Source organism: Hyphomicrobiales bacterium (assembly GCA_039989895.1).
Classification (GTDB): Bacteria; Pseudomonadota; Alphaproteobacteria; order Rhizobiales; family JACESI01; genus JACESI01.
On the sequence record JBDXGY010000003.1, the window covers coordinates 78157 to 97108 of the forward strand.

The window sequence follows — 18952 nt, forward strand, 5'->3', positions numbered from 1 at the left end:
CTAATTAGCCAAGCGCTTGCGACAGTTAAGAATGCTTTTGCTCAAAAATAAAACCACATCATCATCACTCATATTGTCTGACGCAATGCGCTCAACAGGCAAAAGACTTGAAGCTTCAAAATCACCTGCCTCAGCCTCATCCTTCGTTGCTGTAAAAAAGAAGGGGGATGGGCGCAGTCCATCGCCAGCTGACAAGCCCATACGAATGGCTGGTGAGCCAAATCCTGGCTGTAAGTCGAGCTCTATGCCCAGATGGAATAGCTGCGGCCAGCAAATAACCGGTATATCTGTTGAGGCAAGGAACCCATCTTCATTATTTTTGAGACTATCCGCAACAGCTGCGCATACTTCGGCTGAGTCACAAAAACAATCGTTCAATGCCGTGAGCTCATTAGAATATTGCTCGACTTCGTGTTCCTCACTATCACCCATCATCAGTTCTGTGCCGACATAAGGAAGAGTTTTTGAAAATTTCTCACGATCCACACCACGATGCAGCAACTCTATCAAAAACCATGCCTCAACATGAGCCGGTGTTCGCTCTTGAAACGACAGTGTGTGGGGAACCGGAATATCATTTTCACAAAACTGCAGCTCAAGTGTCTCAAGCCGCAGCTCGAGGGAATATTTAGACAAAAATTGTTTTGTTCTGATTGAACGCGCATTTGAATTCCACAGCAGTTCAATGTGACTATTTTTATCATCCGCCTCTATGTAGCTGTTGGCTATTCGCGCCATCCAATGCAAAGCATTTTGAGCTTGCCTGCGAGACGCTTTCATTTCAGTTGACTTAACCGTTAAAATTGATTGCCACTGCTGATTTTTCATCTTCTCACATCCTCAAGCAAAATCTGGATGTCATGAACATCCGATTTATTATTCAATTGTTGAGCTATTGCTTAGCTAAATTTATCATAACGAATTTGCTGTGCTGAAAGACCCGCATTCACAATTAAAACACGGGTTGCCGCATCAACCATCGGGGCTGGGCCTGCAAGATAGCCGATCACATTGCTATTATCACCATCAACGCAACCTGCAGCAACGTCAGTGACAAACCCGCCCGCCAGCGTAATATCCGGAAAATCTGGATGAACTGACGCACTCGGCGCTTCATCAGATAGAACAAGGGTAACTTCAAGATTACCCTTTGCTTCTTTCATCATCGATGAAAGCTCGCTCATATAAAATGCATCTATTAAGGTTCTAACACCAAAAAACAGCTTTGCTTTTCGCTTTAAAAGATGCCCCGATCGCGTTGCATGATCTAAAATAGACATAATACCTGCAATGCCAGAACCGCCGACGATGCATATAAGGTCTTTATCTTCCTCAGGATGGAATGTTGCCCTCCCCAGAGGACCAAAGAGTTTTAACTGGCTGCCTTTAATGTCATTTTCAAAAATCCAATCGGAAAATCCACCATTTGGATTGCGCTTAACAACAAAACTTATGCGATCTGTTGAAGAATCATAATTCACCATAGAGTAAGCACGGCCACCAGTCAGATTTGGCGCTTCCACAACCATAAATTGGCCGGCTTGAAACGACAGATTCTCGCGCATAGCTATCTCATAATGGATAACATCTGACGTCAGTTTTTTGACTACGTCCACTGTTCCGTGGTGCAATTTAGGTAATGTGTTTTTGTTTTGGTCATCTGGAGTATCGGAAGGCACGCGCAGCACGCAATCGCCATTTGCGCGCGTCTGACACATAAGTATATCGCCTTTATCAGCTTTGTAACGCGCCATGCCTGGTGCGTCAGTCCATGCCATATCGATATTTCCATCCATAACGCGGGCCCTACAAGAACCACAGGTGCCTGTCGCGCAATCATAGGGAAGTTTAAGCCCCGCCTTTAACCCAGCGAATAAAATAGGCTCATCTTCAGCCGTCTCAAATTTATACTCACCTGATTTGGATTGTAGCGTGATGGTCATTTTATTGCAGCCTTTGAAGCTTGGTTTACATAGGCTGAGTATCAGGAGAAAAAGTCATCGTCGCCTAGCTCATCTTCTTCTTCGAAGTCATAGAGCAATTGTTCCGTGACAAATGCCATAACATGACCATCTTCCACCTTAGCATCATAGGTTTTGAGAGGCTTTTCTGCTTCGCCCTTTAATTCCAAGGTTTCCAGATCCCACGCCCAAAGGTGCTTTGTGCACGTCAAAACGCAACCAGCGATGACGCCAGATTCTTCCAAAGGTTCTTCCATATGAGGACACACAGGCGGTAAAACGGTGTAACCATTCTTGTGGCGAGCCACAAGAACAGGAATTCCTCCCGCAGCGCCTGCCCAAAACTTTTTGACGCCGCCTTCAGTAACTTCGTCTGTGGTGCAAATCTTTGTCCAGCTCATTGGTTTAATCCAATCCTTATACTCATTGCCTTATCACTCGAGGCCTTATTATTCAGGGCATATTACTTAGAAGTTCGAGCTAATTTGGCATCATCTATCAAAATTAAATACAATCGATGTTGGTTAAATAGGCCAATGAGACCCTTTGTCCAAGCGACGGTTATCTAATTTAACTTCACGCTTGAGAAACTTCACTTGGTCATTTTCAATGACAAAATCATCAATATATTTGCCAACCAAAAACAGGCGGCTTTCACCTGAATCAATATGAGAATTATTACCATCAAGCATGTTTTGATAAACAACAAACGAACTCACTGCACTGGCAGATTTACCATCCTCAGCCACATCAACTGTGTAAACGGATGTATGACGGCGCAAGGGAGAATGATCTGTATTGTGCTTAGGGAGCAGATCAATGATGGATGTCATTTCCTTCAAGTCGCCCTCCATATAGATCATGTCTTTATTAATCTCTGGGCTGAAAGAGGTTATTATATAGTAGTAATCTTCACTACATAATGCGAGCCAGTCGTGCCATTCCTGACCATCCAGTGCAATGGTTGCTCGATAAATCGTATCCCGAACTGAGTTAGAAATATCATAATTATTGTTTGGCATTTATTATCATTCCCTGAGTGATGGCGAGGTCTTTTTGTCCGCCCGCCTTAACATGTTTGCTATCCGCTATATTTTTCATTTCTCATGCAATTGATAAGATAATTGATCAATTTCTCATCAGCCAATGACTGCATTTTAAAGAAAAATGGTCACGTCGCAAAACTTGCTTTAATGACAGATGGTCGCAAGACCAGAAACCTATTTTGGTTACAGGTCTTGCATCATTGTTGATTAAATTATTCTGCTGCTTCCGCTTCGGCTGCGGCCGCTGGTGGAGAATATGGTTGATCCGGCGCACTTGGCAGACGGTCCATCCAACGACCCCATTCATCATAATAATGGCGCATACCATTTTCATCATGGATGGTTTGATTTTCCTGACGACCATGGAGAATACGGCGATTATCCGTCTTCTCGCGCATTGTTGTCCCTTGACCGGTAACACCAATCAGGTCTTCATGCAGATTGCGACCGAATGGGCCCCAAATCGAGTTGTGGTGCTTAATTCTGGTAGCACGGTCCTCTGCGGAATCACTTTTTAAACCAAGCCCACGGAATTCAATCATCACTTTATTTGGACCTAATGGCGTAACCACATCGGTACGCAAGGCTGATCCGCGCAAGTTGAAGTTGAAGCCAGGGAACAGATCAATCATATACCACTGGTTCGGTGGCAAATGCGGGAATGACAATTCTGCGCGACTTTCGAAGCCTTCGTAATTCTCGTAATTAACTTCAAATGAGCCGACAACGACATGGCCGTGGTCAAAGGCTTCATTTTTACGAGCAAAATAGGAATCATTAAAACCGGTTACCCTATTATGGTAGTGCATGAAGTCGTGATAAAACTCACTGTTAGTATCATGCCATAACTTATAGTTCGTATCGATTATCGCTTTATGATAATGGAAAACCTCAAGAGGCTCTTCATCAAGAGACTTTTGCAAGCACTCAAAAGGTTTGCCTGCCCAGTCTTCAAGAGAAACTGATGGATTATCGCTGAGGTTAACCCAGACAAAACCACCGTATTTTACTTCACAGCGAAGTCTGCGCAGCCCTACATCGGCTTTACACAAACGATCCTGATAGCCTTCTTCTTCTCTGGAGACATAGACACAATTGCCCTTCATGTCGAACTGCCAAGCATGGAACATACAAGTCATACGCTTAGGGTTGCCTGATGGCTGACCTTCCATAAAACTTCCAGATGGACGCCGCTCAATAAGCATACCACGGTGAGGGCAAACATTGAGGAATGCTCGCACTACCTTGTCGGGACCACGTGTTATTATGATGGGCTCATTAGCAATACTTGTGGTGCGGAAGTCATAAGGCTCAGGAAGCTCAGATTCATGGCAGACCGGCACCCATACCTGTTTGAAAATTTTCGAATTTTCTTCTTCAGCAATAGTCTCATCAGAATAAACGCGACTATCGATCCACTCGCCTTTTTCAAGCTTTGGGTCCGCTGTCCATTGTTTGTTATTGCGTGCGGGCATAAGTCATCTCCTAAATGTTTCAGCTATCCATCTATTTAAACTGCAAGATCGCTCCTGAACTCACAGACACCAATAGACAGCTGCCTCCAAATGGTAACCTAAGATACCAAGATCATAATATATCTCTGCACCTAAAGATTTTCATAGTATCTAACTTTAACATAGGTAAGTCTTCTACTGCTACAGATTATACAATCAAAACCATCTATTAGATTATCGAAGCTATAAATCATTATTATATGAGAATATCTGCAAAAAATATCTACTTAAAACAATAGCTTAAAAAACAACCTCAAAATAGCTTTGCGGCAAAAAGAACATGCAACCTCTACTTAACGTTCACTTCAACGCGCGCAACTCCATTATTACCCACGCCGTAAAAAGTAACGACTTGCTCAAGTGGTTGTATATTACCTTTTGAATCCGTTGCTCGAGAAACCAGCGTATGTTTTCCAGGGGTGGCCTGCCATTCATAATTCCAGCCGCGCCATGCAAATTCACCAATGGGTTCTTCCAGCGATGCGTCATTCCAAGTTTTACCATCATCTGCACTTACTTCGACGCGCGATATCTGATTTTTCCCAGCCCATGCACGGCCCGTTAAGGTGACAGGGCCAGGCTCTAAACGACGCTCAAGTGATGGAAATGTAGAAACACCTGGAGGCGCCATCAATGCGCGCACTTTAATCGTCTCAATCGCAGTTCCCGCATCTCCTGCACCACTGGTTTCGCGATAAAATATCATCTGCATGCCATTGAAGGCCTCAGTGACAACTTCTATTTGATTAAGCCATTTTACGCTTGTCATTCCATACCAACCTGGAACAAGGAGGCGAAGCGGATAGCCATGTTGCGGCTCAAGGGGGGCGCCATTCATTTCATAAGCCAGAATTACTTCATCGTTCATCGCATCAGCAATGGTAAGAGAGCGTTGATAATATTGGTCTTCTCCTGATTGTATTCCTCTATCTGCACCCGTAAACAGCACCTCTAAAGCGCCATCAGCAAGACTAGCTTCTTCCAAAATACCTTTAAGAGGCGTGCCAGTCCATAAAGCTGTACTCACAGCGTCATGCGTCCAAGGCTGGTTTACAGGGCGCGGTTTCATGAAAGCGCGGCCATTTCCGGCGCATTCCAAAGTCACTGGCATTTTGACGGCTGGTCGTTTCTTGATGTCATCAAGGTCCAGTTTAATCGACTTATTAACATGCCCACCAATGTCCAATTGCCATGTGCTGGAGTCTACAACAGGAATATCCCAGTGATTAAGGAGATAGTGCATGCCTGTAGGTGTAATCGGCATACGAAGTCCCTCTGCCGGTATTCCGCGATTTCTGAACGCAAGCTGAACTTCTTGAAACTCAAATGTGTTCTCACTTGTATGGCCGCCCTCACTTACAAGAACATCAGACATTTTCTTCCCCTTCATGATTTTACTGGATTGTTTTTAACTTTGGTTTGGAGCAAAGACCCGATAATAGCTGGTTTATATATTTATTTCCAAGCAGAACTTTTTACTACCTGGATCGATCTCACGACACAGCCATTTTTACAAATCAAGTTTAAATGAGCCTATTACGACCAAATCTCTAAAGCCTAATTGGGCTGTGAATCAACCGGTCTTGAATTTGATTTTTAAACTAAATCAAAACCGCTAATTTAGTTAACACGCTAGTTGTTGTTGAATTCAACCTGCGTCACAAACCGTGGCCGACGCACGGCGTTATTTTCAAGAGTAAAAATTTTCAAATTAGCTGTGCCAAATAAAGGGGCATAGTCTCCAACCACAGAAACAAGAATTACTGTTTCACCTTCGGGTAGGGCCGGCAGAGAAAAATTTTGCAAATCTTTATCGCGGAGTTCCTCTTGTCCATCACTTGTTTTGCTCCACAAGACCGACAAAGCTGGATCACCATCACTGTCAAATTCATTTTCAATGCTTGTGATGCTTACGCGATAATTTGTGGCGTTGTCATAGCGACCCAAGAGAGATCTTGCGGTTTCAAAAAATAGATCAATTGATCCGTTATCCACCGACGTCTGCCTGCTCACCAAATCTACAACTATGGTCGCTGAATCATTGTAAGCTTGTCGCGCTCGCACACCATCGATAACCACCAACGATCCAAGAAACAAAAGTATAAATATTGGTGCCACTAAGGCTAATTCTACTGCGGCTACGCCTTTTACATTTTTTGCAAACCTAGCGCTGGCAGAAACCAAAACCCAACTTGTACACTTGGCACATGTTTGAATTGAATTGAACATTGAGAATTTCATTCTAGCTACCCCTTAAATGCCAATCAAAACGGTTCATTTACAAAGGCTGAAGAAGCTATGATTGCATATTTACCCGATGCTTCTAAGGGCAATTGAAGCCCAAACCCAATCCCAGGAACTAAGACATTTGTCAAAAAACAAACACGCATGAACACTGTTTCAGACGACCCCCCAGGATCAAATTGCACAACCGGATTAATGTTCAGTGCTTCATCTCGGCATTGCGCATTATCATTCGGAAGGTCTGTTACGTCATTAATGGTTATCAATTCTAACAACAAGTTTTCGGTACAATTCGATCCAGCCAATACAGACATGTTGTCACATATATTTTGTTCTATCTTATCATGGGTGATTTCGTTGTTTGAGGCCTTACCTATGTATATATCCTTCGTTGCAACCGACACCGAATAATTCAACATGGCGACTTTGCTAAAGGTATAGCCGACTTCGAGGATTGATATGACGATTATAAAAAACACAGGTGCGAGGAGCGCAAATTCTATCGCAGTTACACCGCTTTCCGACTTAACAAAAGGCTCAGTTTTCTTTTTAAATTTGCATAAAAACATGTTCTTAACCTGAAATGCGAAGTGCAGAAATGGATGTCCTGATAGCCTCAAACGCTTGGGCTAAATCTAGAGATTGAACAGAAAAATAAGCCCCCCCATTAGCAACGCAATTCTGCAGTGTGGTGATGTCCTCAGTATTTGTGATTTTAAATCCAATCGCATAAATTCTGACGCCATTTCCTGCCATCTCATCACAGGTTTTCTTGAGGTGGCCGAAGGCTGTATTATCTGACGCGGGGTCAGTTAAGTTGCCTTCTTCTACGATTGTTTGTCTGGGGCGAGATCCATTATTAAGCTGTACATTCGAGCTCGTTATGGTGCTTTGAGGGCGGATTTGTTCCGTAACCCCTCCATCAGCCATCAGAATAAAAATTTTGGTAATGCTGGTATCGTCATACTCGGCAGGACGGTTGGGAAAATCACCGCCAAGCTTGCCGCGCCACTTTGGAGACAAAACTTTCGCTCCCCACAAGGCACCAATATCCGTTGCTGTTCCCGCAGACAACTGATTACCCATGGTTGCAACTCTTTGGCTCAAAGCCGCTGCATCATTTGAGTTTAGCATTATTTCTGAATCAGATACTGGGCACCAAGGGCCACGCAACCTAAAAGCTGTGAAATTAGGCAATTGCGAATGAGAATTGGCCGCGAGCAATTCATCAGAAAAATCATCTTGTGTATATTCAAGGCAATTATCCCCTTCACTAAAACGGAAAGCATTAAAAGGGACATTTTCTTCTATGAAATATTGGCTCTGGGAAGGATCCACAATCGCGTTTGAATTTTCATAGGCGTATTCGTTGAAAAGTTGGGAACCAACATTAACGCTGCCGCCGAAAGGAATGAGGCTAATAGAAGTATTAGCCTGTCCTTTTAGTATTAGCTCAATGAAATCTTTTGTAGCTTCTTCGAGTGCTGCAATCCTGTCGCCATCCATAGACAGAGAAATGTCGAGTGACAGTGCGATTTCAAAACCGGTTTCGGCCTGAATAGCAGTCGATTCAGCTGTTGCTATGCTGTCTTTAATCCCGATAAATCTAAAAAATGGTAGATCAAGATCTAGACTTGCAGTGATTTCAATTTCTCTTTCAGAACTACTGATTGTTACTGCATTAACGTTTGTGACCACGTTAGAAAAAAAGTCTCCCTCAGGAAGGTTTGCGACGACATATTCATTGGCGATTTGCTCTAAGTTTGCGTTTTGTTTATTGTTAAGAGAGGCGGCGGCAAGCGCAGCGGCTTCCGTGGCATTTTGTAATGTCGTCTTCGTCGTTGTAAATTGAAAAACATCGACGGCGCCTCCAATCATAAAGGCTACAGGAACAAAGGCGACAGCGGTCAATATTGCGAAATTTCCAGAAATATTTCGATAAAACTTAGAAGCTTTTTTCATGAAAATTCCAATATAACGTTTAATTCCTAGAATGATTTTACGCATATTCATACGCAAAACTCATTCTTCTTGCTAACGCCCATATTTAATTTGACTTAATTGAAAGTCTATTAATTTTCACGGAAAATTTATTTAAATATTTAAGGAGAAAATTTGGTGGAGCCTAGGGGAATCGAACCCCTGACCTCTTCGCTGCCAGCGAAGCGCTCTCCCAGCTGAGCTAAGGCCCCGACCAAGTCTGGAGCCGCATGGCTCCAGCGTCTTCGTAATGCTGGTAAAACCAACATGACCGTCTTATGACCGCCATATTACAAAATCAAGCACTATGGCAGCCTTAACATCAAATGATGCTAGACATCTTTGTCTTCATCATCAGCATCAACGATTAAATCACTGACATCGTCATCCTCGTCGTCTGTGACAAGAAATGTATCATCGTCATCATCAGCGAGTTTGATTTCAGATTCGTCGTCGTCATCAAGGTCTGGAATGTCGCTGTCACCAGCCACTTCCGCATCAGCATCTTCAAGCGTGACGATTTCTACTGCATCATCTGCGACAACTTCATCATCGTCATCATCATCGGATTCAGCTTTATCTTTTTCAGCAGGTTTATCTTTCTCGCTGGCTTTTGTCGCTTCAGCTTTTTCTGCTTCAAAGAAAGAGAGAGGATAGGATTCACCGGTGTAGGGTGAAATGATGGGGTCTTTGTTCAGATCGTAAAACTTTTTGCCGCTTTCGGGACAAACGCGCTTTGTGCCTGCTTCTGGTGTCGCCACGGGAACCTCTTAAATCTAATAATGACCAAATGTATGGAATTGAGGCTAGTTAAACTGCAAGCGCACGACTGTCAAAGTCAAATTCAATGTTTAGGGACATTAAATAGAAAAAAAGCATAATACTTCGATTCTAAGTCAATAATAATAGCTCAAAGCGATCTCAGATAGTGACGTTGCTAAAACTGCGTGGTAAATGAAGGCCGAAAATAACCACTTATTGCTCAGTTGAATACTATGAACACTCAAAATGGCGCCGCTGCCGTTTCAGCGCATGCACTCACCCCTATGACCTCATCACCCATCAGCAAAGGGTTGTCTGGCGTCATTCGTGTGCCTGGAGATAAATCAATTTCCCACCGCTCGCTCATGTTTGGCGCACTCGCCATTGGTGAGACAACGATCAAAGGCCTTTTGGAATCAGATGATGTGATTGCAACAGCAGACGCAATGCGCGCATTAGGCAGCCGAGTTATACGAGATAATGACGGCACATGGCGCGTGAATGGTTTGGGCGTTGGTGGATTTTTGGAACCAAATCAGCCGCTTGATTTTGGAAACGCCGGCACAGGCTCTCGACTTTGCATGGGTTTGGTCGCAGGCTCAGGCATTTCCTGCACATTCACTGGTGATGCATCACTCTCGTCGCGACCAATGGGACGAATCTTAAACCCTTTGCGAGAAATGGGCTTACAAGTTATTGCTCACTCTGGTGACAAACTGCCTTTGACCCTCAAAGGGCCTGACATTGTACTGCCACTTGAATACCGCGTGCCAATGCCGTCTGCGCAGGTAAAATCCGCAGTTCTGTTGGCGGGACTTGGTTCACCAGGCATCACCACGGTTATTGAACCTGTGATGACGCGCGATCATACAGAAAAAATGTTGCAAGGCTTTGGCGCGGATCTCACTGTCGAGACCGCTGAAGATGGAACCCGAACCATTCGCCTTCAAGGTCAACCTAAATTGAAGCCCCAAGATATCGATGTGCCAGGCGACCCTTCTTCATCGGCTTTTCCGCTGGTTGCTGCCCTTATTGTTCCCGGTTCTGATGTCACTATTGAAAATATGCTGCTCAATAAAACCCGAACAGGGCTTATTGAAACACTGCTTGAAATGGGTGCTCATATTGAGATTCTCAACAAACGCGAAAATGGTGGCGAAACGGTAGGCGATGTGCGGGTGAGATATTCCTCGCTCAAAAGCGTCAGCGTACCCGCCAGTCGCGCGCCCTTTATGATAGATGAATATCCGGTGCTCGCTGTTGCCGCGAGTTTTGCTCAAGGCACAACAATTATGAATGGTCTTGAAGAACTCAGGGTCAAAGAATGCGACCGTCTCGCGGTGACCGCGCGCGGGCTTGAGGCCAATGGCGTGGAATGCGTTGAGGGTGAAGATACTTTGAGTGTTACTGGCGGATCAGTCAAAGGCGGAGGCCAAGTCGCCGTCCATATGGATCACCGCATTGCCATGTCTTTTCTTGTTATGGGGCTTGCCTCGAATGAAGCTATTCGTGTTGATGACACCACACATATTGCAACCAGTTTTCCAAGCTTTGCAACGCTGATGAGTGACCTTGGGGCGCGGCTTTCATGACATTTGTCATTGCTATTGATGGTCCTGCAGCCTCTGGCAAAGGTACCTTGGCGCGACGGATTTCAGAAAAGTACAAATACCACCATCTTGATACCGGTCTTTTATATCGCGCAACGGCGGCCGAGCTTTTAGCGCTTGGCTCACGCCTTGACGATGAAAAACGCGCCGCAGATGTCGCCTATGGCCTTGATCTTTCAAAACTAGATCGGGAAACCCTATCAGCCCATGCAGTTGGCGACGCAGCCTCAAAAGTTGCCGTTATGCCCATGGTGCGCGCAGCCCTTTTTGAAGCACAGCAGAATTTTGCCAAACAAGAACCAGGCACGGTTTTGGATGGGCGGGATATTGCCACTGTTATCTGTCCCGACGCCGATGTGAAGCTATTTGTGACCGCAAGCGCTGAAGTGCGCGCAAAACGACGTTTTCTTGAAACTGAAAGCAAAGGCGGCAAGACTTCTTTTGATGAAATTCTGGCCAATATCATGAAACGCGACGAACGCGATCAAAACCGCAAAGACGCTCCTTTGACGATTACAGCAGATGCCCACTTGATTGATACGACTAAAATGGATATAGAAACGGCGTTCCAGACAGCTTGTGACCATGTCGAACAGTCGCGCTTAAGATCAGCGTAACGATATCGCACATAGTAGCAAACCGTCGAAAACAAAACCTGAGTGCTATCAGCCTGAATACGCTGGCTGCTTTTTAAGCAAGGTCTTAATCGACCGCTGATATGCACTTGATCTGAAACACAAACCCGCTGGCGTTAAGTCGATACGACCCACATCACAATATTATTGCAATGTTATATGGCGGTCTTTCGGCTCTTTAGGAGCATTTATGAGCGAATTGAATCCATCCACTGAGGACTTTGCAAGCCTCTTTGAAGCATCTATGGCAACAGACCTTCCCATCGAAGGCAGTGTATTGCGCGGCAAGATTGTTGCGTTTGAAAAAGATTTGGCCGTCGTTGACGTTGGCCTGAAAACCGAGGGACGTATCCCGGTTAAAGAATTTGGTTCCATGTATCGTGACGGCGATTTGAACGTCGGCGATACCGTGGAAGTATATGTTGAGCGCGTTGAAAACGCTCTCGGTGAAGCTGTTCTATCACGTGAAAAAGCGCGCCGCGAAGAAAGCTGGATCAAACTTGAAGTTGCCTTTGAAAAAGGCGAAAAAGTGAATGGCCAGATTTTCAATTCTGTCAAAGGCGGCTTTACAGTTGACCTTGATGGCGCGATTGCCTTCTTGCCGCGCTCACAGGTGGACATCCGTCCTATCCGTGATGTGGCGCCCTTGATGAACAACTCACAGCCGTTCCTTATTTTGAAAATGGATAAGCGTCGCGGTAATATCGTTGTATCCCGTCGTTCTGTTCTCGAAGAGACACGCGCAGAACAACGTTCAGAGCTTGTACAAAACCTTGCCGAAGGTCAGGTTATCGAAGGTATTGTCAAAAACATCACTGATTATGGTGCCTTCGTTGATCTTGGTGGTATTGACGGCCTGCTGCATGTCACTGACATTGCATGGCGTCGTATCAACCATCCTTCAGAAGTACTCACTATCGGTGAGGCTGTGAAAGTACAGATCGTTCGCATCAATCAAGAAACACACCGTATTTCACTTGGCATGAAACAGCTGCATAGCGATCCATGGGATGGCATTGAAAGCAAATATCCGCTTGAAGCAAAATTCACTGGCCGCGTGACAAACATCACTGATTACGGTGCTTTTGTTGAGCTGGAAGCAGGCATTGAAGGCTTGATCCACGTTTCAGAAATGTCATGGACCAAGAAAAATGTTCATCCAGGTAAAATCGTCGCCACTTCTCAGGAAGTGGAAGTGATGGTTCTGGAAGTTGATCAGTCAAAACGACGCATTTCTCTGGGCCTCAAACAGACATTGTCAAACCCATGGGAAGATTTTTCTGAGCAATTCCCTGTTGGCAAAGAAGTTGAAGGCGAAGTGAAAAACAAAACCGAGTTCGGTCTCTTCATCGGTCTTGATGGCGACGTCGACGGCATGGTCCACTTGTCTGATCTTGACTGGAACCGCACTGGCGAAGAAGCCATTGAGGACTATAACAAGGGCGACATGGTGAAAGCTGTTGTACTTGATGTGGATATCGAGAAAGAGCGTATTTCACTTGGTGTGAAACAACTCACCGGTGATAAATTCGCTGAGGCGGCTGAAGCCGGCGACATTCGCAAGAATGCAGTTGTTACCTGTGAAATTCTTGAAGTCAAAGACGGTGGTCTGGACGTTAAGATCGCAGAAACAGATTTGCAGGCCTTCATTCGCCGTGCCGATTTGTCCCGCGATCGCGATGGCCAGCGCCCTGAGCGTTTCTCCGTTGGCGAAAAAGTTGATGCACGCATCACCAATTTCGACAAAAAGACACGCAAAGTATCGGTCTCCATCAAAGCGCTTGAAATCGCTGAAGAAAAAGAAGCGGTTAAGCAGTATGGATCATCTGATTCAGGTGCATCACTCGGTGATATTCTGGGTGCCGCTTTAAAAGGACAAGATGACGACGGCTAAATACCGCCTCGCCTTTTGACTTAACAAAATACTGAAAGCCCGGCCTAATAATAGGCTGGGCTTTTTCTTGTTTAGATGAAACCATCATTGTGAAACAGCTTGACCAATGGTAGAGCGGCATAGCGCACTTTAGTTCAGGCAAAACAATGCATGACGCAGATTTAAACACGATCCATGTTTTGATGGATGATGTGCTGAATGGTACATCCTTACTCTTCAGCGCGCCGCAAAAGATTATCACGGCAGGCGCAGACCATGCTGATATTGCCGACTCATTCAAACAAATAGAAAAAGGCCTTGATGACGGCCAGTGGGCGGCAGGCTTTTTATCATATGAACTGGGTTATGCTTTTGAGCAACGCCTGAACGACAAACAAAAGAGCCAAAACCCTTTGCCGCTTTTATGGTTTGGTCTTTTCAATGAGCCGCGCACATTAAATGCAGAACAATCCGCCGAATGGTTGGCCAAAAATAGCGCTGATTATAGTGTTATAACCCCACCCACCCCAAGGATTTCACAAGAGACATATGTTGAGCGTTTTGATGTTGTAAAACAAATGATCGAAGCGGGTGATATCTATCAGATGAACCTGACGTTTAATGCAGATTTTGAAATAGAAGGCGACCCAGCGGCACTTTACCGTATCTTGCGCGATGCCCAGCCTGTCAGCCATGGCGCCTTAATTAAGACGCCCGATTTTTCGGTGCTATCCCTTTCGCCTGAGCTTTTCTTAAAGCGTGAAGGTACTAAAATTTCGACCCGCCCGATGAAAGGGACGCAATCACGCGGCCAAACACCCACCGATGATAAAGTCGCCCATGATCGATTAAAATTTGACGGGAAACAACGCGCTGAAAACCTAATGATTGTTGATTTAATGCGCAACGACATCAGCCGCATTGCCAAAGTCGGCAGCGTTAAAGTACCCGACCTTTTCAGCGTGGAAACCTATCCAACTTTACACCAAATGACATCTGGCGTTGAAGGAACATTGATCGAAAACACGAGTTTTTCAGATATTATGACATTGCTCTTTCCAGCAGGTTCCATCACAGGCGCACCCAAAATCAGAGCGATGGAATTAATCCATGAGCTTGAAAGCGCGTCTCGCGGCGTTTATTGCGGCTCTATCGGCCATATTTCGCCTAATCGAGACATGAACTTTAATGTTGCGATCAGAACCGCTGTTATTCAAGCCAATGGACGTGGTGAAATCGGAATTGGTTCTGGCATAGTTGCCGACAGTGTCGCGGATAAAGAATATAGCGAAGCCATCTTAAAAATGAGGTTTTTAAACGACGTCATGGATGATTTTCAGCTTTTTGAAACAATGCTCTTTGATAGAACAGACAGGTTTTGGCTTTTGGATTATCATATGGCCCGCATGAAAAAATCTGCCGAGCATTTTGATTTTCCTTTTGTCACAAAAGACGCCCTTCAATTGCTTGAGGAAGAAACAAGCGGTCATAAGCATGAAAGATTACGTGTGCGTCTTGTCCTAGACCGTAAAGGGGCTTTGTCTGTCACCAAAGCCCTCCTTCCCACTGAACCAAGCGTGCCGCCTGAAAGTTTGCAATTCATCATCTCGCCAACGCGATTGAAGGCAGATGATATCTTCCTTAAGCACAAAACAACCAGACGCGCCCTCTATGATCAAGAATTTGCGCTCTATTCTGACACCCAAAAGGCTGGCGAGGTCGTCTATATCAATGAACGCGGCGAACTATGTGAAGGAAGCCGCACCAATATATTCCTTGAAATTGACGGAGAATTACTCACCCCGCCCCTATCTAGCGGTCTCTTGCCGGGCACATTGCGGGCTCACCTTCTTGAAACAGGCAAAGCGAAAGAAGCTCTGCTGACTGAAGATGCCTTGAACAACGCCAGCGCTATTTATCTGGGCAATTCTGTGCGCGGACTACAACCTGCATACGAGATGGAGCATTTTACCCATCGATTAGATTAGGGTCTTGGCCCTAATAACCGCGCCCCATATCCACGCTTCTAGGAATTTCACCCGTCTTGCGATAATTGCGAATATTTCGTGCGACGATTTTTGAGGCTGTCTCAAGGTTAGTCGGGCCTGAAATATGCGGTAAAACTGTAATGGATGGATGCGCCCAAAGAGGGGATGTTGAGGGCAAAGGCTCAACATCAAAGACATCAAGAACCGCATGTTTGATATGCCCCCGATCAAGAGCTGTCAGCAAAGCATCCATGTCAACAATCCCACCACGAGCAAAATTGATGATCTGCGCACCAGACTGCATGGCATTCAAGCGCTCAGAATTGATCAAATGACGTGTTTGTGGCGTTAAGGGAATGAGACAAACTGCTATATCCACTTTTGACAGCATATCCAGCAAACCGCCCTCCCCAGCATAACAGGTGATGCCATCAATCGACTTTTTTGTGCGACTCCAACCAGAAACTTGGAAATGCAGCTGGCTCAGCGCTTTTGCCGCCTCCAAGCCAAGATGACCAAGCCCAATCAAACCAATATGACGACCACCTGCTCGTGCATGGACCTGTTCTTTCCATATTTTTTGCCGCTGCTGTTGAGCATAGAGTGGCATATCGCGATGCAGATAAAGGCTCCAAGCGACCACTGCTTCCGCCATTTTCAATGCCATTTCAGGATCTTGCAACCGTACGACCTTGAAAGGAGCGTTGCTCAATTGGCCAGCGATTTTCTCAACACCGGCCCAAAGCGATTGCACCCATTTCAATGAGGTCAATGATTTGAGATCATCAGGATTTGGATCAGCAACGATGGCTAATTCAATTTTTTCTCTCTGTGCCATCGTCAGACTCTCAAAAAAGACGAGATTCTCTTCTGGTAAAGCTCTGCTGACAACTTCAAGCCAGGCATTTTGAGCTTCTTTTGAGGACTGAGATATGAAAGCTATCGTTTTAGTCATGATTGCTGTTCCATTAAGGCATAAAATGCGGATAAATTATCTTCTCATATCAAAACAGTGACTTGTCATGCCTTTATGATGCTTGACAATAGAGTCTAACTGTTAGCACGATTAAATCTATAAGAGGATAGCAATGAATACTGACCCTGATTATATTCTGGACCGACGCCGGATGCGTCGTAAAATAACCGTTTGGCGGCTTGTATCGTTCATTGCAATAGGCGTTGCATTGGTTGCTTTTTTTGGCGCCATCGCGGTTTCATCTGGGACAAGCCTAAAAAAGAGTAGCCCACATATCGCTCGCGTCCCAATATCGGGATTTATAAGCAATAGTCGCTACGCGATGAAACAACTAAAGCAAATTCGCGAAGATAAAAATGTTAAAGCTGTCATCATCGCGGTTGATTCACCCGGTGGCACAACTGTTGGCGGCGAAGCGCTGCATAATGCATTTCGTGAAATAGGCACTAAAAAACCAACCGTCTCCAGTATCGGTACATTGGCTGCCTCAGCTGGATATATGGTCGCAATCGCTTCTGACCATATTGTCGCACCGCGCACATCAATCGTGGGTTCTATTGGCGTCATCATGCAATATCCAAATGCAACTAAGTTGCTGGATACAATTGGCGTTAAAATGGAGGAGATCAAATCATCTCCGCTTAAAGCCGAGCCTTCACCTTTCAATGAAACGCCGCCAGAAGCCCGCGTTATGCTGGAGAGTATGCTGCTTGATACATATACTTGGTTTGCAGATCTCGTCCGCAAACGGCGTGGGTTTTCTGAAAATCAGGCCGGGAATCTGCTGAACGGGTCCGTTTTTACTGGCAAACAGGCCCTAGATAACAAACTCATTGATGCAATCGGCGGCGAGGACATCGCCATAAAATGGTTGATCAAAGAAAAAAAGATATCGAAAGATTTGGAGATTATCGAATGGTCTTTGAGCAAACCGCAGCAGGACTTCCTTCTAGCACGAGCCGCATTGAATGGTCTTCTATCCAACTTTGGATTGTCTGCTTTGTTCGATTTGGGCGAAAACCACATTGCAATACAACAAAATATTCACCTTGACGGGTTTTTGTCAGTTTGGCAGATTGACCAATAGAGATGTAAAATAATTTAGATTATCTTTTTTGGAGGGGAAAAATTGATAAAATCAGAATTAGTTCAAAAATTAGCAGATCAGAATCCGCATCTTTTTCATCGCGATGTAGAAGCAATTGTTAATGCAATATTAGACGAGATATCCGAAGCCATGGCACGGGGTGATCGTGTAGAACTGAGAGGGTTTGGGGCTTTCTCTGTTAAGCATAGACCTGCACGCGTTGGCAGGAACCCGCGCACTGGTGCCCAAGTAAAAGTTGAGGAAAAATATACGCCATTTTTCAAGACTGGCAAAGAAATGCGCGAGCGTATGAACACATAATTGATCACAAACATAGCAAAAATAAACAGAACAACGTTTTGACCAATGGCGCATTGAACGCTAGAGTATTATGCGCTCAGACAATGCGTCGTAATAAATTGAAAATAAGTTGGTTATGATATGAAACGCCTTATACAATTTCTGGTCTTCGCGCCTCTTGCTATTTTCTTGATTGCAATTTCGGTAGCAAACCGCAATGTGGTCACACTCTCCTTTGATCCATTCAGCGCAACAGATCCTGCTATTTCATTATCACTGCCGCTGTTTTGGCTTATTTTTGCCAGCCTTTTCATTGGAGTGGCAATCGGCGGGTTTGTCGTCTGGATGAAACAGGGCCGTTTCCGCAAAGAAGCGCGGGACCAGAAATTTGAGGCTGCCAAAGCACGACATGAAGCAAAAACAGCAAAGACGCAGACAGCCGCCGTGGCTGCTAATACTTCAAATATCTTGCTGACACAAAAGGCCTCTTAAAACCGCTTTAAGCACTGCGCTTTGATTAGCCCTCAACGTCTCTACACGTGAGCGCAAATAAAATTCGATTGCGGGCAAATTTATCTAAACAATACTGGAAGCTTGGGCTAAAAGACGTTTATAGTAACGACAATCAGTGCCGTACACAAAGTGCGGCTGGAGCGAACGCCTAAAGCGGCTGACCCAATCCGGGGGCTTAATTAGGCACTGAGAGGTAATATGCGAACCACCCTATTCATTGTGTGCACCTTTGTGCTTGCGTCACCGGCTTTTGCCCATATTGGGCATGTGGGTGAAGTGGCCGGACATGGCCATATCATCGTAATCGGCGCAACAATTGCCGCGGGGCTCCTTGCCGGTCTTATTGCCAAGGGCGCAAAAGAAAGCACGAAAATCGAGCCAGAAGCTGAAAAAGCACAAGCCGATGCAGAGTTAGAACCCGCAATAAATCCCGCTTAATATGTTTGCCTCCTTCAAAGTGAGA

Annotated in this window: 19 protein-coding genes and 1 tRNA gene; 8 read left to right on the plus strand and 12 right to left on the minus strand. The window is 45.1% G+C overall.

Annotated elements, in window-relative coordinates; genetic code table 11:
- The 11 genes from ABJ081_02680 to ABJ081_02730 form a co-directional block, all read right to left on the minus strand.
- Complete coding sequence (locus ABJ081_02680; GenBank protein ID MEP6355563.1) at positions 1 to 828, minus strand: hypothetical protein; 828 nt, start codon at positions 826 to 828, stop codon at positions 1 to 3.
- A gap of 71 nt (positions 829 to 899) precedes the next feature.
- Positions 900 to 1943: a 2Fe-2S iron-sulfur cluster binding domain-containing protein gene (locus ABJ081_02685; GenBank protein ID MEP6355564.1), complete on the minus strand. Its 1044-nt coding sequence runs from the start codon at positions 1941 to 1943 to the stop codon at positions 900 to 902.
- Positions 1944 to 1984: 41 nt separating this feature from the next.
- Complete coding sequence (locus ABJ081_02690; protein ID MEP6355565.1) at positions 1985 to 2362, minus strand: Rieske 2Fe-2S domain-containing protein; 378 nt, start codon at positions 2360 to 2362, stop codon at positions 1985 to 1987.
- A 123-nt stretch (positions 2363 to 2485) separates the two neighbouring features.
- Entirely contained in the window at positions 2486 to 2983 is a 498-nt protein-coding gene (locus tag ABJ081_02695; protein ID MEP6355566.1) for a nuclear transport factor 2 family protein, read from the minus strand.
- 236 nt (positions 2984 to 3219) lie between these two features.
- Positions 3220 to 4482 (minus strand): aromatic ring-hydroxylating dioxygenase subunit alpha, encoded by a 1263-nt coding sequence (locus ABJ081_02700; GenBank protein MEP6355567.1) that lies wholly within the window; start codon positions 4480 to 4482, stop codon positions 3220 to 3222.
- Between the two features lie 328 nt (positions 4483 to 4810).
- The gene (locus ABJ081_02705) at positions 4811 to 5896 is read right to left on the minus strand and encodes a sulfite oxidase (protein MEP6355568.1); all 1086 of its coding nucleotides are present in this window, start codon (positions 5894 to 5896) and stop codon (positions 4811 to 4813) included.
- Between the two features lie 257 nt (positions 5897 to 6153).
- Positions 6154 to 6516 (minus strand): hypothetical protein, encoded by a 363-nt coding sequence (locus ABJ081_02710; GenBank protein ID MEP6355569.1) that lies wholly within the window; start codon positions 6514 to 6516, stop codon positions 6154 to 6156.
- Positions 6517 to 6785: 269 nt separating this feature from the next.
- Positions 6786 to 7334, minus strand: a complete 549-nt coding sequence (locus tag ABJ081_02715; GenBank protein MEP6355570.1) for a TadE/TadG family type IV pilus assembly protein — start codon at positions 7332 to 7334, stop codon at positions 6786 to 6788.
- Positions 7335 to 7338: 4 nt separating this feature from the next.
- Entirely contained in the window at positions 7339 to 8778 is a 1440-nt protein-coding gene (locus ABJ081_02720) for a pilus assembly protein TadG-related protein (GenBank protein ID MEP6355571.1), read from the minus strand.
- A 103-nt stretch (positions 8779 to 8881) separates the two neighbouring features.
- A tRNA-Ala gene (locus ABJ081_02725) sits at positions 8882 to 8957 on the minus strand.
- Between the two features lie 120 nt (positions 8958 to 9077).
- Entirely contained in the window at positions 9078 to 9506 is a 429-nt protein-coding gene (locus tag ABJ081_02730) for a TIGR02300 family protein (protein MEP6355572.1), read from the minus strand.
- Positions 9507 to 9791: 285 nt separating this feature from the next.
- Between ABJ081_02730 and aroA the strand changes: the two genes are divergently transcribed.
- The 4 genes from aroA to pabB all read left to right on the plus strand — a co-directional run bounded on the left by aroA (position 9792) and on the right by pabB (position 15613).
- The gene (gene aroA, locus ABJ081_02735; protein MEP6355573.1) at positions 9792 to 11099 is read left to right on the plus strand and encodes a 3-phosphoshikimate 1-carboxyvinyltransferase; all 1308 of its coding nucleotides are present in this window, start codon (positions 9792 to 9794) and stop codon (positions 11097 to 11099) included.
- On the plus strand, positions 11096 to 11734 hold the full coding sequence (gene cmk / locus ABJ081_02740) for a (d)CMP kinase (protein ID MEP6355574.1): 639 nt from the start codon (positions 11096 to 11098) through the stop codon (positions 11732 to 11734). Before aroA ends, cmk begins: the two co-directional genes overlap by 4 nt.
- Positions 11735 to 11942: 208 nt before the next feature.
- The gene (gene rpsA, locus ABJ081_02745) at positions 11943 to 13646 is read left to right on the plus strand and encodes a 30S ribosomal protein S1 (GenBank protein MEP6355575.1); all 1704 of its coding nucleotides are present in this window, start codon (positions 11943 to 11945) and stop codon (positions 13644 to 13646) included.
- A gap of 146 nt (positions 13647 to 13792) precedes the next feature.
- A complete protein-coding gene (gene pabB, locus ABJ081_02750) occupies positions 13793 to 15613 on the plus strand; it encodes an aminodeoxychorismate synthase component I (GenBank protein ID MEP6355576.1) in 1821 nt (606 codons plus the stop codon).
- Positions 15614 to 15623: 10 nt separating this feature from the next.
- On the opposite strand, the gene ABJ081_02755 is transcribed toward pabB, so the two are convergent.
- A complete protein-coding gene (locus ABJ081_02755; GenBank protein MEP6355577.1) occupies positions 15624 to 16568 on the minus strand; it encodes a glyoxylate/hydroxypyruvate reductase A in 945 nt (314 codons plus the stop codon).
- A gap of 133 nt (positions 16569 to 16701) precedes the next feature.
- Here ABJ081_02755 and sppA point away from each other — a divergent pair, with 133 nt between their 5' ends.
- The 4 genes from sppA (at position 16702) to ABJ081_02775 (ending at position 18927) form a co-directional block, all read left to right on the plus strand.
- Entirely contained in the window at positions 16702 to 17676 is a 975-nt protein-coding gene (sppA, locus tag ABJ081_02760; GenBank protein MEP6355578.1) for a signal peptide peptidase SppA, read from the plus strand.
- Positions 17677 to 17718: 42 nt separating this feature from the next.
- Positions 17719 to 17997 carry an integration host factor subunit beta gene (gene ihfB, locus ABJ081_02765; GenBank protein ID MEP6355579.1) on the plus strand — a complete coding sequence of 93 codons (279 nt, stop codon included), beginning with the start codon at positions 17719 to 17721 and terminating at the stop codon, positions 17995 to 17997.
- A 120-nt stretch (positions 17998 to 18117) separates the two neighbouring features.
- Positions 18118 to 18468, plus strand: a complete 351-nt coding sequence (locus ABJ081_02770) for a lipopolysaccharide assembly protein LapA domain-containing protein (GenBank protein MEP6355580.1) — start codon at positions 18118 to 18120, stop codon at positions 18466 to 18468.
- 219 nt (positions 18469 to 18687) lie between these two features.
- Entirely contained in the window at positions 18688 to 18927 is a 240-nt protein-coding gene (locus ABJ081_02775) for a DUF6732 family protein (protein ID MEP6355581.1), read from the plus strand.
- Positions 18928 to 18952 lie beyond the last annotated feature (25 nt).